A 15,072-nucleotide genomic window follows, 5' to 3' on the forward strand; every position below is an offset into this window, starting at 1 on the left:
GAGTCTGAAATACGAGCTGATCATCAATCAATCTGACGACTACCAACTCGATCAGTCAGACCGTTGCCAAGAAAAGGCCGGATGACTACGCTCACGACCGATACGCCCGAACGGTTTTTCGATTGGCCGCACGTTCATGCCCAAATTCCTTCGCATCGGCATCCATCAGTCGAACGTCTCCGGCTACACCTCGAAGGCGTGGTGTGTGCGACGGGTCGGCTCGGCGGTCCTCCTCAAGTGGGGCGCCGTCGAGGTCCAGGGCGCGGGCGCCGGGCGAAAGGTGTTCTGGACGATTCCGCCGCGGGAGAAAACCGTACGCTGCGGCACGGCGCAGCGTGCCATGGACTACACGAAGGCTGCGATCGCGCGGCGTCGCAACCATCGCTACGAGCCGTTGACAGGGCCGATCGCGAACGGGCGCCGATCGGCCACGCGTGACGCCGACCTCAAACAGGCCCTCGCCACCATCCTCATCGTCGATATCGTCCGCTCGACTGAAAAAGCCGCGCGACTCGGCGACGCCCGCTGGACCAAGGTGATGGGCCACTACTACGCCGCCGTCCGTAAGGAGCTCAGGAGTTCGCGCGGCAAGGAAGTGGTGACGACGGGCGACGGATTGCTCGCGACGTTCAAGGCGCCGGCCGCCGGCGTGCGTTGCGCGACTGCGATCCGCGAAGCCGTGCGCACACTGGGCCTCGAGATCAGAGTGGGGCTGCATGCCGGCGAGTACAAGGTGAGCGGCGCTGAGGTGGTGGGCCTTGCGTTTCACATCGGCGCCCGCGTCGCCGCCAAGGCGCGCGCCGGCGAAGTGCTGGTGTCGAGCGCGGTCCGGGATTTAATGCCGAAGTCTGACATCAGTTTCAAGGACCGCGGCGTCCACCAGCTCAAAGGCGTTCCGCAACGCTGGCGGCTGTACCGGGTTGAACATTAGGACGCGCTGTAAGAACAGACGCCGCTTCGTTCTCGGGTCTGGTGTGGTGGGCCCGGCAGGACTCGAACCTGCAACCAGACCGTTATGAGCGGCCGGCTCTAACCATTGAGCTACAGGCCCGCCGGGGCCGAACGCGCCACGGCAGCGGATCACCCCTTACAATGAAGGCGAGCTCCCCGCAATCAGGCGATCCCCGAGCCTCGCTCGGCCGGGGCGTCCGCCCCCCTCACGCCAGCGCGAAGCGGCGGCGGGCGCGCAGCAGGAGGCTGACGGCGATCACCATGTTGACCGCGTTCCAGGCGAGGCCATTGAGGAAGGCCGCGGCATAGGAGCCGGTGGCGTCGAAGATCACGCCGGAGATCCAGCCCCCCAGAGACATGCCGAACACCGAGGCGAAAATGACGATGCCGACGCGGGTCCCCGCCTCGCTCGCCGGCATCGACTCGCGCACGATGATGGCGTAGCTCGGCACGATGCCGCCCTGGAACAGGCCGAACATCGCCGAGATGATGTACAGCGACGTCAGGCCGTCGAAGAACACATAGAACAGCAGCGCCATGCCCTGGGCGACCGAGCCCAGCAGCAGGGTGCGCAGGCCGCCGATGCGGTCGGCGAGGTATCCTGATCCGACCCGGCTGACGATCCCGAACGCCAGCATCAGCGACAGCATCTCCGCGCCGCGCGCCACGCCGTAGCCAAGATCGCCGCAATAGGCGACGATGTGCACCTGGGGCATCGCCATGGCGACGCAGCAGGCGATCGAGGCGAGGCTGAGCAGGGCCGTCAGCGTGTTGGTGCCGAGCCGCAGGTCGATGCGCGGCGGCGCCGCGTCGGCATGGCCGCGCTGCGCCTGCCCGCCCATCTGCGCCCGCAGCACCAGCAGCGTCAGGGCCATCAGAATGCCGCAGGCGATGGCAATGGCGATGTGGGTGGTGCGCCAGCCGGCCAGCGCGATGCCGCGCTCCACCAGCGGCGGCCAGATGGTGCCGGCAATATAATTGCCGCTCGCGGCGATGGTGACGGCAAAGCCGCGGTGGCGCTCGAACCAGTGCGAGGCCTCCGCCATCAGCGGCCCGAAGGTGGCGGCGCCGCCGAGCCCGATCGCCACGTACATGGCGTTGAACTGCCACAGCGCCTGCGAGAATCCGACGCCCAGGAAGCCGATCGCCAGCGCCACGAGGCCGATGGCGATGGCCGGGACGATGCCGAGGCGGTCGGTGACGCGCCCCATCACCACACCGCCGGCCCCGAAGCCGAGCATGACGCAGGTAAAGGCGAACGAGGCGGCGCCGCGCGTGGCGGAGAAGTCGGCCTGCACGACCGGCAACGACACCACGACGGACCACATGCCGACGCTGCCCAGCGAGCCAATGATCAGGGCGAGCCCGAGTCGGACCCACGCCTGGCGCGAGTTAGGGACGAAAACAGACGATTGAGACATGGAATGATTGAAACCCGGCGACGGTGACAGCTTCATCGCCGCGCGCCTCCCGGTCAAGTCGTTCTACGAATGGCGCCCATGCAAGAAAAAACATGCTGCCACAAAGCCACTGCGACCTTCCGCCGGGCGTCCGTTAACCATTTGCTAACCATACACCGGGCAAATTTTGCCCAGTGAAGGTGAGTGTCGTCGGCCTGCAGAGCGGGGGTGCCCCGTGGACGCCAGTGCGGTGAATCACTTCTCGGTCGGCGGCCCGTTGGCCGCCGCGCGGACGCTTGGCGGCCGCGATCGGCACGGGCGCGGGGAAGCGGCGGCAATGGCAGAGACGGCGGTGGCTGGCGGCGGCGTGGCGGCGGCCACGACCGGAATTCCCTCGTTTGCCGAGATCAGCCGCATCCTGCGGCGCGGCGACATCGCGCTCGCGATCGGCATCCTCACCATCCTGGTGGTGCTGATCCTGCCGCTGCCGTCGATCGTGCTCGACCTGTTCCTCGCGGTCTCGATCACGCTGTCGGTGCTGATCCTGATGACCGCGCTGTTCATCCAGTCGCCGATCGAGTTCTCCGCGTTCCCGACCGTGCTGCTGATCTCGACGATGCTGCGGCTGTCGCTCAACCTCGCCTCCACCCGCCTGATCCTGGCCCATGGCCACGAGGGCAGCGCCGCGGCCGGCCACGTCATCGAAGCGTTCGGCAACTTCGTGATGAGCGGCAACTTCGTCATCGGCATCATCGTCTTCATCATCCTGGTGATCGTCAACTTCGTGGTCATCACCAAGGGTTCGGGCCGCATCGCCGAGGTCGCGGCGCGCTTCCACCTCGATTCGATGCCCGGCAAGCAGATGGCGATCGACGCCGACCTGTCCGCCGGCCTGATCGACGAGAAGACCGCCCGCGAGCGCCGCAAGGCGCTGGAGGACGAGAGCGGCTTCTACGGCGCCATGGACGGTGCCTCGAAATTCGTGCGCGGCGACGCCGTCGCCGGCCTGCTGGTGGTGTTCATCAACGTCATCGGCGGCATGATCATCGGCATCGCCCAGCAGGGCCTGCCGTTCACCGAAGCGGCGCGCAGCTACACCCTGCTCACCGTCGGCGACGGCCTCGTCACCCAGGTGCCGGCGCTGATCGTCTCCACCGCCGCAGGCCTCCTGGTGTCCAAGGCCGGCGTCAGCGGCGCCGCCGACAAGGCGCTGATGAAGCAGTTCTCGGGCTACCCGCAGGCGCTCGGCATGTCGTCGGCGGTGATGATCCTGCTGGCGATCGTGCCCGGCATCCCGACCATTCCGTTCCTGCTGCTCGGCGGCGGCGCCGGCGCGCTCGCGGTCATCGCCCGCAAGCAGAGCCGCAAGGACGCGGCCGAAGCCGCAGCCGTCGCCGCCGCGCCCGCGGCCGCGGCCGCTGCGGCCGCCGCCGCGGAAGAGCCGATCTCGGCGTCGCTCAAGATCGACGACCTCAAGATCGAGCTGGGCTACGCGCTGCTGCCGCTGGTCAACGGCCCCGACGGCACCGACCGCCTGACCGAGCAGATCAAGGCCCTGCGCAAGTCGCTGGCGATGGAGATGGGCTTCGTGATGCCGGCGGTGCGTATCCTCGACAACGTCCAGCTCGAAGCCAACACCTACATCATCAAGATCAAGGAAGTGGACGCCGGCAACGGGCGGGTCTGGCCGAGCAACTTCATGGTCATGGATCCCGCCGGCGGCCAGGTGCAACTGCCCGGCACCCACACCACCGAGCCGACCTTCGGCCTGCCGGCGACCTGGGTGGATGCCGCACTCAAGGAGGAAGCCTCGCTCAAGGGCTACACCGTGGTCGACGCCGCGACCGTGCTCTCGACCCATCTCACCGAACTGCTGAAGAACAACATGTCGGACCTCCTCTCCTACGGCGAGGTCCAGAAGCTGCTGAAGGAGCTGCCGAAGGAACAGGGCGAGCTGCTCAAGGACATCGTTCCCAACCAGGTCACCGTGTCGGGCATCCAGCGGGTGCTGCAATTGCTGCTCGCCGAGCGCATCTCGATCCGCGACCTCTCGACCATCCTGGAGGGCATCGCCGACGCGCTGCCGTTCTCCCGAAACCCGGCGACCCTGGTCGAGCATGTCCGCGCCCGCCTCGCCCGCCAGATCTGCGCCCAGAACACCTCGATCAACGGCTACATGCCGCTGATCGCCATGTCGGCCAAATGGGAGCAGGCGTTCGCCGAATCGCTGATCGGCACCGGCGACGACCGCAGCCTCGCGATGCAGCCCTCCAAGCTGTCGGAATTCATGACCGTGGTGCGCGACCGCTTCGAGCAGGCGGCGCGGGAAGGCGAGGCTCCGGTGCTCGTAACCTCCGCGGCGATCCGGCCGTTCGTCCGCTCTCTGGTTGAGCGTTTTCGGTCACAGACAACTGTTTTGTCGCAGGCCGAGATCCACCCCCGCGCCCGACTCAAAACTGTCGGATCAATTTAAATACTTGATATAATTTACATTTTTGAACGGCCGCGGTTTTCTAATCGCGGCCGTTCAAGCATTATCACCGCTTTGTGATCGCCTATTTGGAACCGAAAGGCCGATCCCTACGTTCTTTAGGTCACAGCGTTGAACCTGACAGCCGACGACACGACCAACGTCCTGAAGCAGGACAGCGTGAGGGCAGGAGGCTTCCGTGAACCACTCGATTTACAGTGCGGATCGATCGACCCACCTGAAAATTGTAGTTGTCGCGCTGGTCGCCGCCATCGTCGTCGCAGGCGTCGGAATCACCGCTCACATCGGTGCCGACGAAGGGACCCAGACTGCGCGCGTCATCAAGGCCGGCAAGCCGGTTGTGCTGACGAGCACCGGTTCCGTGGTTCGCTGACGCCGCCCGCTGACACGAGGAGAGAGATTTCAGGAATTCACGAGGCTCTTTACCAGCCCCCCAAAGTCGCCCCGTGGATACGTAGACTACCCACTACCCCAAGTGACTACCCCATGACGACCCCGTCACTTCCCCAAGTGACACAAGTGAGAAAGCGCCCGCTCCCCACGGGCGCTTTCTTCGTTTCGGGCCGGGAATTTCAGACGCGGATGCCCAATGCGCCGACCGCCGCCCCATGATGGAGCGATCGGTGCCCCGTCAGCGCGGTGACGCCGGAGGCGTCGGCGACGGCACCGTCTCGACCAGCTTGCCGGTGAACACGATCGGACCGGTGGCGACCCCGGTCGGCGACCCGCCCTCCGGCTCGATGCTGACCGCATAGGTCGCCTGGTTGATGGTGTCGGCGTCATAGCCGGCGAGAGCCGGACGGGCGGTGAAGTCCTCCGCGCCGATCACGCCGAGCGAGCGCGGCTGCGGAAACTTGTCGGACACCAGCCACAGCTCGTAGCTCCTGCCCTGCTCGGCCTCAGCCCCGACGCGGCGCACCGTGAAGGCCTTGCCGGCGACATCCACCGTCAGGATGAAGGCCGGCGCATCGCTGCCCTTCTGCAGCACCGCGACGAACTGCGCCGGCGTCGGCACGGGCACCGGGACCTGGACCTGCACGGTCTCGATCCGCGGCTTGCCGCGCAGCGCGGCCGGCAGCAGCTCCGGCCGCACCAGTTGCGTCACCACCACCGCAACCAGCGAGGCAGCGAGCGCGGCGGCAACCCCAGCGACATTGCGCCAGCGCCTGGCACGGCTTTCGAACATGATCACCTGTGCCCGCTCGGCCGCAGCAACGGCCGGCACGTCCACCACCGGCTCGGGTGGCGGCGGCGCCGGCAATTCCGGCAGCTCCATCGGCAACTGCTGCGACGTCAGCCCGATCGCGGCGCGGATGCGCCCCCACAGCTCGGGCGATGGCTCCACCGCGCCGACCATGGCGTTGAGCTCGCCAAGCCGCGTCTGCCAGCTCTCCACGAGGCGGCGATAGTCGGCATCGACCGACATCATGGTCTCGACCTGGGCGCGCTCCTCGACGTCGAGGGTGCCGAGCACGTATTCCGCCGCCAGGACGATATGGTCTTCGCTGTAGCTCATCCGGCCATCGTCACGTCAATCATGGTCACGTCAGTCCAAGACATTCCCTGATCTCGAGCATGCTGCGTCGCAGCCAGGTCTTGATCGTGTTCACCGGCGCGCTGAACTTGGTCGCCAGCTGTTCGCGGCTCCAGCCGTTGTAGTAGGCGAGCAGCACCAGCTTCTGCCGGTCCGGCTCCAGCCGGCCGACGCAGGCCAGCAGCTGCCGCAATTCATCGGTCATCTCACGCCGTTCGAGCGGATCGGGACTGTCCGATGCGACGTCCATCGCGGCGGGCTCCTCTTCGATCGAAACCTCGCTGCGCTTGCGCACCATGTCGATGGCGCGGTTGCGCGCGATCGAGACCATCCAGGTGATCGGAGACGCAAGGCCGGGATTGAACTGCCCGGCCCCGTTCCAGATCTTGACGTACGCCTCCTGGACGACCTCCTCCGCGAGATCCTGTCGGCGCAAGATACGCAGCACGACGCCATAGAGTTTCGCACGTGTCGCCGCATACAGGCGCTCGAAGGCAGCCTCGTCGCCCTTGGCGACGGCCGCAAGCAGCCAGACCAGCTCAGCCGGCGTCAGCATGCCATGTCCCCAGCCCCTGAAACCCCACGACGTCGGTCCTCTGTCCCTTCTGCACTGCGCCCAAACCCGCTCCACCGCCCGCAACCGGGCGGCGAAACGACGATGTTGGTATCACATCTGATGCGAATATCAGAACCGGGACACTAGCCTTGCGGGCCGATTCGCCCACCAGAAAAGCAAAAAACCCGGACCGCCGGGCCCAGGCCTTCAACCTCGGTTGCACGGCGCACCGCCCCGATGGCGATGCGGCGTCACCGCGCCAAGCGATCAGGCCAGCGCCGACAGGCGCGCCCGCATCAGGCCGATGCCGTCCATGTCGGCCTGCTCCCGCGCATTCTCCTCGGCCCGCTCGCGGGCCTGGTCGCGCTCGTCGAGCAGCTCGACCTTCTTCAGCTCCTCGAACGCCTCGCCGAGCGCCGCCTTGGCGTCCTCGAGCTGTCCGCGCAGCTCGTCCGCCGAACGGGTCAGGTTCTCACGGCGCTGGATCGCGGCCTTGGCATAGGTGGGATAGGCGAAATGGGTCGGATCGCTGATGCCGGCGCGCTCCTGCTCCAGCTGGATCTCGCGTTCCAGATCCGACGACATGCGCTGGAAGTCGGCGATCATGCTCTCGATCTGAGTGACCCGACGGCGCTTCTCGTCGACCTGAAATTTCTTCAGACGGATCAGCGTGTCTCGTGACTTCATCGACTCGTACTCCCCAGAAGTCCCCCTGCGAACGCGGGACATTGCCGGTTCCCTGGAAGGGCCCCACCGGCTTTCACTGCAAATTGCGACAGATCATGGCCCGACAAAGTTAGCGTTCCGTTTCCAACACCCCGACAATTTGCTCAAGCCTTTGGTAACCTTCCAGAATGCCGGTGGCATCGGTTTTGGCCTGGCGCAGGAAGTCCTCGAGCGGATCGTGCAGGCGGATCGCCTCGTCGACCTCGGGACTGGAGCCGGCGCGATAGGCGCCGAGCCGGATCAGCTCTTCCATGTCGGCGTAGGTCGCCATGATCCGCCGTGCCCGCGAGATCACCGGCAGGTAGGCGGGATCGGCCGAGCGCGGCATGGTGCGCGACACCGACTTGAGGATGTTGATCGCCGGATAGCGGCCGCGCTCGGCGATCGAGCGCTCCATCACGATGTGACCATCGAGGATGCCGCGCACCGCGTCGGCCACCGGCTCATTATGGTCGTCGCCATCGACCAGCACGGTGAAGATGCCGGTGATGGTGCCCGTACCCAAGCCGGGGCCGGCGCGCTCCAGCAGCTTCGGCAGCTCGGTGAACACAGTCGGCGTATAGCCCTTGGCCGTCGGCGGCTCGCCGGCGGACAAGCCGATCTCGCGCTGCGCCATGGCGAAGCGCGTCACCGAATCCATCAGGCACAGCACGTCCTTGTCGTCGTCGCGAAAGTACTCGGCGATGGCGAGCGTGAGATACGCCGCCTGGCGTCGCATCAGCGCCGGCTCGTCGGACGTCGCCACCACCACCACCGAGCGCGCGAGGCCCTCCTCGCCGAGGTCTTCCTGCAGGAACTCCTGCACCTCGCGGCCGCGCTCGCCGATCAGCCCGATCACCGAGATGTCGGCATCGACATTGCGCGCCAGCATCGACAGCAGCACCGACTTGCCGACGCCCGAGCCGGCGAAGATGCCCATGCGCTGGCCGCGGCAGCAGGTGAGGAAAGTGTTGAGCGAGCGCACGCCGAGATCGAGCGGCGCCCCCACTCTTTTACGCGAGTGTGCCGGCGGCGGCGCGTTGCGATAGGGCATCGGGGAGGCACCCTGCATCAGCGGCCCCTTGCCGTCGATCGGCTCGCCCATGGCGTTGACGACACGCCCGAGCCATGCCGGCGACGGCCGCACCTGCCCGGCCGCGTTAGCGATCACCGCGCGGCAGCCGCGCCGCACGCCATCGAGCCCGCCGAACGGCATCACCACCGCGTTGCTGCCGGTGAAGCCGATAACCTCGCAGGGGATGAGACGGTCGGGCGCGGTCTCCACCACGATCCGCGCGCCCACCGACATCGCATGGATGGGACCGGCAATCTCGACCATCAGGCCGCGCACGCCCACGACGCGGCCATAAATATTGACGCCTTCAATATCGCCGATTTGTTCCGCGAGCGCTTTCATTGCGAAAACCTTAAGTTTTGGAAGCGCTAGGGAGCGCCCTTAACTTCGTGTTTACCCGCATCGTTAATCATTGCGTCACTGTCTTTGGTAACTGATCGCGCTCGCCCTTAGAAGAAGGGCGAGTCGCGAGAGTCGGTTAACGCCGACTCTTAAAGTGGAACTTGAACGCGGGCGGGTACAAAAAGCTGGTTACACGCAATATCTTAGGTCGATTCGGCGAATTTTGCACCGATAGAGCTTGCGGAGACGAATCAGGTTTTGTTAACCATAGCCAGTCAGGGTCCGAATCAGTTGTTCAAAGGCGTTTCCAGTGCCGCACGTTCGCGGCTCGACCTGACGCCCGGAGCGGCGATTATAGGGGACTGGCATGCGCGTATTGCTGATTGAAGATGACAGCGCCGTCGCGCAGTCGATCGAATTGATGCTCAAGTCCGAGAGTTTCAACGTCTACACGACGGATCTCGGCGAAGAGGGCGTCGACCTCGGCAAGCTCTACGACTACGACATCATCCTGCTTGATCTGAACCTGCCGGACATGTCCGGATATGACGTTCTCAAGCAGCTGCGGGTTTCCAAGATCAAGACCCCGATCCTGATCCTGTCCGGCCTCGCCGGCATCGAGGACAAGGTGAAGGGCCTGGGCGTCGGCGCCGACGACTACATGACCAAGCCGTTCCACAAGGACGAGCTGATCGCGCGCATCCACGCCATCGTCCGCCGCTCCAAGGGGCACGCCCAGTCGGTCATCCAGACCGGCGACCTCGTCGTCAACCTCGACACCAAGACGGTCGAGGTCACCGGCCAGCGCGTGCACCTGACCGGCAAGGAATACCAGATGCTGGAGCTGCTCTCGCTCCGCAAGGGCACCACCCTCACCAAGGAAATGTTCCTCAACCACCTCTACGGTGGCATGGACGAGCCCGAGCTGAAGATCATCGACGTCTTCATCTGCAAGCTGCGCAAGAAGCTCGCGAACGCGTCCGAGGGCCGCAACTTCATCGAGACCGTGTGGGGCCGCGGCTACGTGCTCCGCGAACCGCACGAGGAAGACGTTCGCATTCCTGCGTAAGGCGTCTGACGGCGAGCCGCGAGGCTCTCTCCTCCCGACTGAACCCCGCCGCGAATGGCGGGGTTTTTGTTTTTGGGGCCATCATCACCATGACCGCCAGCGCCACCCGCCCGCGCGGCATGGACGGTCCCGCCAGCCGCGCTATAGTCGCAGCGTTTGAAGGGCATCGGTCGCTCCCGACACGATGCCGTTTTCGTCTGCGCAGCCGTTCTGCCGGAGACAGCGATGATTTCAGCCCCGCCCGCGGGTTCGACGATTTCCATTCAAAGCGACGGAGCCGACACGCTCGTCGCCATTCCTTACAGGAGAACCGCCCCCCGCTTCTTCCGCGTCATCGTCCTGCTAGGCGCGCTCACCTTATGCGCCCGCTACATCTGGGATCAGAGCCAATGGCTCGGGACCTCCCCCATCCTCACAACGATCTCGCTCACAATCGCGCTTGCCTTCGGCCTGTTGGCGCTTGGCTCGATCTATCTCAACCTCCGAACTCCGACTTCCGAAACGCTTCGGCTGACGCCCCGCGGCATTCGCTATGACTCAGGGCTGCCGCCTGAGTTGATGCCGGGGCGGAATGGCCGATGGAGCTGGCGCTACCTGATCCCGCGCCGCACGAAGCTCGACATCAGCCGCGCGACCCTGCGGACCCTTCGGTTGCGTCCAACCGGAAAAAGCAACCGCCTCACCCTCGATATCGGCCCTCGACGCCTCGATTTTGCCGGTGAGGCGACAGAGATCGAGCGCGAGTGGCTCTACGAGGTCATTGTCGACCGCTACGCGCTGGCGGCTCCCGAGGCACGCCGAGGCGCCGCCGAGCATAGCCGCGTCGAACCACCGCACCCGTTGCGGCGACCAACCACACAAACCTGATCTGCGACTTGCGTCGATTGGATATCTCTGGGGGCTGAACCGATGATCCTGCAATCTCTCGCCGGGCTGCCGGCGTTCCTGGTGTATTTCTGCACGGCGATCGTCGCCGTGCTCGCCTACCTGTTCGTCTACACCCGCGTCACGCCGCACGATGAGTTCAAGCTGATCCGTGACAACGTGCCGAGCGCCGCCATCGCGCTCGGGCTCAGCCTGCTCGGCTTCACGCTGCCGGTGATCAGCGCCATGATCCATGCCGCCAACGTGTTCGACTGCCTGATCTGGAGCGCGATCGCGCTGATCGTGCAGATCATCGTCTACTTCATCGTGCGCATCCCCGTGCCGAACCTCTCCGCGCGCATCGCCGCCGGTGAGCTCGCGCCGGCGATCTGGCTGGGCCTGTCGTCGCTCGCCGCCGGCGCGCTCAACGCTGCGTCGATGACCACCTGAGACGCGCGCGATGAAACGTTCCACCCAGGTCATGCTGCTGCTGATGGGCACTGCCGGCGTCGGCGGCACCGCCTACTCGCTGATGCCGAGCGAAGACTGCCGCGCCGATCGCCCGGCGATCGCCGGCACGGACGGCACCCAGCCCCGGGATTGCGCGCGCGGCTCGGGAAGCTCCTCCTCTGGAGGGCATTCGTCGGGACGCTGGAGCTTCTTCGGCGACAGCAACTCGTCGTCCTCTTCGTCCCACACCACCTCGAATGGCAGCTCGGCCAGCGATGGTGGCGGCCATGTCTCGCGTGGTGGCTTCGGTTCGTTCGCGCATGCCATCGGCGCGCATTTCTCCGGCGGCTGAGCTCAAGACATGCAGCGCATCGCCTGTCCCGAACGTGACGACTGGCAGGCCACTGCCGGCAACATGGGCTTCGTGTTCCACACTGCCGACGGTGAGCGCTACTGGGACGAGCGCGCCTACTACGCCCTGACACTCGAGGAGATCGAACGCGACATCGAGACGCCGACCGGCGAGCTCCATGCGATGTGCCGCGAGCTGGTCGCGCGCGTGGTCGACGACGAGCGCCACCTGCGGCGGCTGCGCATTCCCGAAAACTTCTGGACCTTCATCGCCGCGAGCTGGAAGCGTGGCGACGCCAGCCTCTATGGTCGCCTCGATCTGCGCTTCGACGGCAAGGGACCCGCAAAACTGCTCGAATACAACGCCGATACGCCGACGTCGCTGTTCGAGGCCGCCGTGTTCCAGTGGACCTGGCTGGAGCAGGCGACCGCGCGCCAGATCATTCCGCGTGCCGCCGACCAGTACAACTCGCTGCACGAGCGGCTGATCGCGCGCTGGGCGGAGATCGCGAAAGGGCAGCCGCTGCACCTTGCGGCGATGATGGACAGTGAGGAAGACGCCGGCACCCTCGCCTATCTCGAGGACGTCGCACGGCAGGCAGGCCTCGCCACCACGCAGCTCGACATCACCAGCATCGGCTGGCGTGACGACGGCCATTTCGTCGATCTCGACGACCGCCCGATCGCGCTCGCCTTCAAGCTCTACCCCTGGGAATGGATGCTGCGCGAGGCGTTCGGCGCGCGGCTCAAGGGCGCGGGCACCCGCTGGATCGAACCGCCGTGGAAGATGATCCTGTCCAACAAGGGCATCCTGCCGCTGCTGTGGGACATGTTCCCGAACCACCCCAACCTGCTGCCGGCCTATTTCGACGACGACCTCGCGGCCGCGACACTCGGCACATCCTATGTCCGCAAGCCGCTGTACTCGCGCGAGGGCGCCAACGTCACGATCGTCAGCGGCGGCGAGACGCTGGTCGCCGAGGATGGCCCCTATGGCAGTGAAGGCTTCATCCGCCAGGCGCTGGCGCCGCTGCCGGCGTTCAACGGCCAGCATCCGGTGCTCGGCAGTTGGCTGGTCGGCGACACGCCGTGCGGGTTGTCGATCCGCGAGGACGACAACCCGATCACCGGCAACGCGTCACGCTTCGTGCCGCACGCGATCCTGTGATCAGCTCCCCGTCGCGATCTTGAACGGCCGCGGCGCCGTTGTCGCGCCCGCCGCAAGACCGGGAACCAGCCCAGGCGCCGCGCGGGTCGGCAGCACGTTCGGCGAATACAAGCCCCGGCGATCGGGATAGGGCTTGAAGGCGTCGGTGAGGCCGACGACGGTCTCGGCCGCGCCGAGCACCAGGAAGCCATCCGGCTCCATCGACTTCACCAGGCGGTTGAACACCGCGATCTTGGTGTCCTGATCGAAATAGATCAGCACGTTGCGGCAGAACACGATGTCGAAGGTGCCGAGATGGGAGAAGTCCTGCAGCAGGTTGAGCTGGCGGTGCTGCACCATGGCGCGGATATCGGCATTGACCTGCCAGGTCTCGCCAACCTGCTTGAAGTACTTCACCAGCATCTGGATCGGCAGGCCGCGCTGTACCTCGAACTGGCTGTAGATGCCGGCCTTGGATTTTTCCTGCACTTCGACCGAAATATCGGTCGCGAGGATGTCAATCCGCCAGCCCGCGAGCTGCGACCCCATCTCCTTGAGGATCATCGCCAGCGAATACGGCTCCTGCCCGGTCGAGCCCGCCGCGCACCAGATGCGCAGGGATTTGCGGCTGGCGCGCGCCTGCAGCACCTTGGGGACGATGGTCTCGCGGAAATGATCGAACGGCACCTTGTCGCGGAAGAAGAAGGTTTCGTTGGTGGTCATCGCCTCGACGACGTCCACCGTCAGGCGCTCGTCGCCCGCCTTCATCTTCTGGACGAGCTCGACGATGCCGGGCAGACCCGCCTTGCGGGCGAGCGGCACCAGGCGGCTTTCCACCAGATACTGCTTGTCGGCCGACAGCACGAGGCCGGAGCGATCCTTGAGGATCTTACGCAGGTAGTCGTAGTCCAGTGGCGTCACGGGCGGCCCCCTGCAAACATCCGGTTGAGTTTCGGCGCGATCTGGTCGAGCGGCAGCACCGCGGCGCAGATCCCCGCTTGCGCGGCCGCGCCCGGCATGCCCCAGACCACGCTGGTGGCTTCGTCCTGTGCGATTACACTGCCGCCGGCATCGACGACGGCCTTGCCGCCACGCATGCCGTCGGAGCCCATGCCGGTGAGGATCACCGCAAGGATGCCGGCCTGCCAGACGTCGATGGCGGAGGTGAACATCGGGTCGACCGCCGGCTTGCAGAAATTGACCTGCGGTCCGTTGTCGAGCGCGATCACCGCCTGCGCACCCTTGCGCACAACGCGCATGTGCAGCCCGCCGGGCGCCAGATAGATGCGGCCGGGCAAGATCGGTTCGCCGTCGACGCCCTCACGGGCGGGCCGGCCGCTGGTGCGCGTCAGATGCTCGGCGAGAATGGTGGTGAAGGTCGGCGGCATGTGCTGGGTGATCAGCACCGGCACACGGTCGATCACCGTGCCGATCTCGGCCATCAGCGTCATCAGCGCCTGCGGTCCGCCGGTCGAGGAACCGATCAGCAGCACCCGCGGCGCGACCATGCCGAACGACCGCAGCGACGGGTGGCCGCCCGCCGCGGTGACCGGGCGCAGCGGCTCATGCGACCGCACGACGCTCGGCGCGGCGACCGGTGCGGTCGGCGGCGTCGGCGACACCGGAGCGATCGACGGCGACGCCACGGGGCGGCGCAGCCGTGCGGCAAGATGGCGGATCTTGAACAAGAGGTCGCGCTTGAACGTGCCGGCGGCGTCGATCTCGCGGGTGGTTTCCGGCTTCGGCACGTAGTCGGACGCGCCGAGCGACAACGCCTTGAAGCTGATCTCCGCGTTGCGGCGGGTCAGCGTCGACGCCATGATGATGACGAGATCGCGCTTCTTGGCCAGCAGCAGCGGTAGCGCCGAGATGCCATCGAGGTCCGGCATCTCGATGTCGAGCACCACGACGTCGGGATCGCAGCGCTCGACATTATTGACGGCGTCGCGGCCGGTCCGCATCGAGGCGGCAACCGCCATGTCGGGCTCGGCCTCGATCCAGCGGGAAATCAACCCGCGGATGACGACGGAATCGTCGACCACCATGACGCGAATGGGGCCCGATTGCGCCGTCGCCGACGTGCGGGAAGCTGCTACAATACTCATTACTCACCGAAAAAACGCCGGACACAACAACA

General features: G+C 65.9%; 15 protein-coding genes and 1 tRNA gene. 8 read left to right on the forward strand and 8 right to left on the reverse strand.

The window, feature by feature from the left end:
* Positions 1-136: 136 nt before the first annotated feature.
* A complete protein-coding gene (locus AB4Z37_RS18585) occupies positions 137-931 on the forward strand; it encodes an adenylate/guanylate cyclase domain-containing protein (protein WP_441518217.1) in 795 nt (264 codons plus the stop codon).
* A gap of 44 nt (positions 932-975) precedes the next feature.
* Here the strand turns inward: AB4Z37_RS18585 and AB4Z37_RS18590 are convergent.
* Both AB4Z37_RS18590 and AB4Z37_RS18595 read right to left on the reverse strand, forming a co-directional pair.
* Positions 976-1,051: transfer RNA gene (locus AB4Z37_RS18590), tRNA-Ile, on the reverse strand.
* 106 nt (positions 1,052-1,157) lie between these two features.
* Positions 1,158-2,408, reverse strand: a complete 1,251-nt coding sequence (locus tag AB4Z37_RS18595; RefSeq protein WP_441518218.1) for an MFS transporter — start codon at positions 2,406-2,408, stop codon at positions 1,158-1,160.
* A gap of 178 nt (positions 2,409-2,586) precedes the next feature.
* Here AB4Z37_RS18595 and flhA point away from each other — a divergent pair, with 178 nt between their 5' ends.
* Both flhA and AB4Z37_RS18605 read left to right on the forward strand, forming a co-directional pair.
* Positions 2,587-4,824 carry a flagellar biosynthesis protein FlhA gene (gene flhA / locus AB4Z37_RS18600; RefSeq protein ID WP_441518219.1) on the forward strand — a complete coding sequence of 746 codons (2,238 nt, stop codon included), beginning with the start codon at positions 2,587-2,589 and terminating at the stop codon, positions 4,822-4,824.
* Between the two features lie 196 nt (positions 4,825-5,020).
* The gene (locus tag AB4Z37_RS18605; RefSeq protein ID WP_441518220.1) at positions 5,021-5,215 is read left to right on the forward strand and encodes a hypothetical protein; all 195 of its coding nucleotides are present in this window, start codon (positions 5,021-5,023) and stop codon (positions 5,213-5,215) included.
* A gap of 258 nt (positions 5,216-5,473) precedes the next feature.
* Here the strand turns inward: AB4Z37_RS18605 and AB4Z37_RS18610 are convergent, their stop codons facing one another.
* From AB4Z37_RS18610 to fliI, 4 genes are all read right to left on the reverse strand, one after another.
* Complete coding sequence (locus AB4Z37_RS18610) at positions 5,474-6,358, reverse strand: anti-sigma factor (protein ID WP_441518221.1); 885 nt, start codon at positions 6,356-6,358, stop codon at positions 5,474-5,476.
* Between the two features lie 25 nt (positions 6,359-6,383).
* Positions 6,384-6,932: a sigma-70 family RNA polymerase sigma factor gene (locus AB4Z37_RS18615; RefSeq protein WP_441518222.1), complete on the reverse strand. Its 549-nt coding sequence runs from the start codon at positions 6,930-6,932 to the stop codon at positions 6,384-6,386.
* 267 nt (positions 6,933-7,199) lie between these two features.
* Positions 7,200-7,619 (reverse strand): flagellar export protein FliJ, encoded by a 420-nt coding sequence (gene fliJ, locus AB4Z37_RS18620; protein WP_441518223.1) that lies wholly within the window; start codon positions 7,617-7,619, stop codon positions 7,200-7,202.
* 109 nt (positions 7,620-7,728) lie between these two features.
* On the reverse strand, positions 7,729-9,054 hold the full coding sequence (fliI, locus tag AB4Z37_RS18625; protein WP_441518224.1) for a flagellar protein export ATPase FliI: 1,326 nt from the start codon (positions 9,052-9,054) through the stop codon (positions 7,729-7,731).
* A 367-nt stretch (positions 9,055-9,421) separates the two neighbouring features.
* Here fliI and ctrA point away from each other — a divergent pair, with 367 nt between their 5' ends.
* The 5 genes from ctrA to AB4Z37_RS18650 all read left to right on the forward strand — a co-directional run bounded on the left by ctrA (position 9,422) and on the right by AB4Z37_RS18650 (position 12,956).
* Complete coding sequence (ctrA, locus tag AB4Z37_RS18630; protein ID WP_441518225.1) at positions 9,422-10,123, forward strand: response regulator transcription factor CtrA; 702 nt, start codon at positions 9,422-9,424, stop codon at positions 10,121-10,123.
* A 225-nt stretch (positions 10,124-10,348) separates the two neighbouring features.
* Entirely contained in the window at positions 10,349-10,990 is a 642-nt protein-coding gene (locus AB4Z37_RS18635; RefSeq protein WP_441518226.1) for a hypothetical protein, read from the forward strand.
* 42 nt (positions 10,991-11,032) lie between these two features.
* A complete protein-coding gene (locus AB4Z37_RS18640; RefSeq protein ID WP_441518227.1) occupies positions 11,033-11,437 on the forward strand; it encodes a DUF350 domain-containing protein in 405 nt (134 codons plus the stop codon).
* 10 nt (positions 11,438-11,447) lie between these two features.
* Entirely contained in the window at positions 11,448-11,789 is a 342-nt protein-coding gene (locus AB4Z37_RS18645) for a hypothetical protein (protein ID WP_441518228.1), read from the forward strand.
* Positions 11,790-11,798: 9 nt separating this feature from the next.
* Positions 11,799-12,956 (forward strand): glutathionylspermidine synthase family protein, encoded by a 1,158-nt coding sequence (locus tag AB4Z37_RS18650; RefSeq protein ID WP_441518229.1) that lies wholly within the window; start codon positions 11,799-11,801, stop codon positions 12,954-12,956.
* Here the strand turns inward: AB4Z37_RS18650 and AB4Z37_RS18655 are convergent, their stop codons facing one another.
* Positions 12,957-13,856, reverse strand: coding sequence for a CheR family methyltransferase (locus AB4Z37_RS18655; protein ID WP_441518230.1), 900 nt, complete (start codon positions 13,854-13,856; stop codon positions 12,957-12,959). It lies immediately after the preceding gene.
* Entirely contained in the window at positions 13,853-15,040 is a 1,188-nt protein-coding gene (locus AB4Z37_RS18660; protein WP_441518231.1) for a protein-glutamate methylesterase/protein-glutamine glutaminase, read from the reverse strand. The genes AB4Z37_RS18655 and AB4Z37_RS18660 overlap by 4 nt, the downstream gene beginning before the upstream one ends.
* Positions 15,041-15,072: the final 32 nt, after the last annotated feature.

It is taken from the genome of Bradyrhizobium sp. 2TAF24, from assembly GCF_052115025.1.
Taxonomy (GTDB): Bacteria; Pseudomonadota; Alphaproteobacteria; order Rhizobiales; family Xanthobacteraceae; genus Bradyrhizobium_A.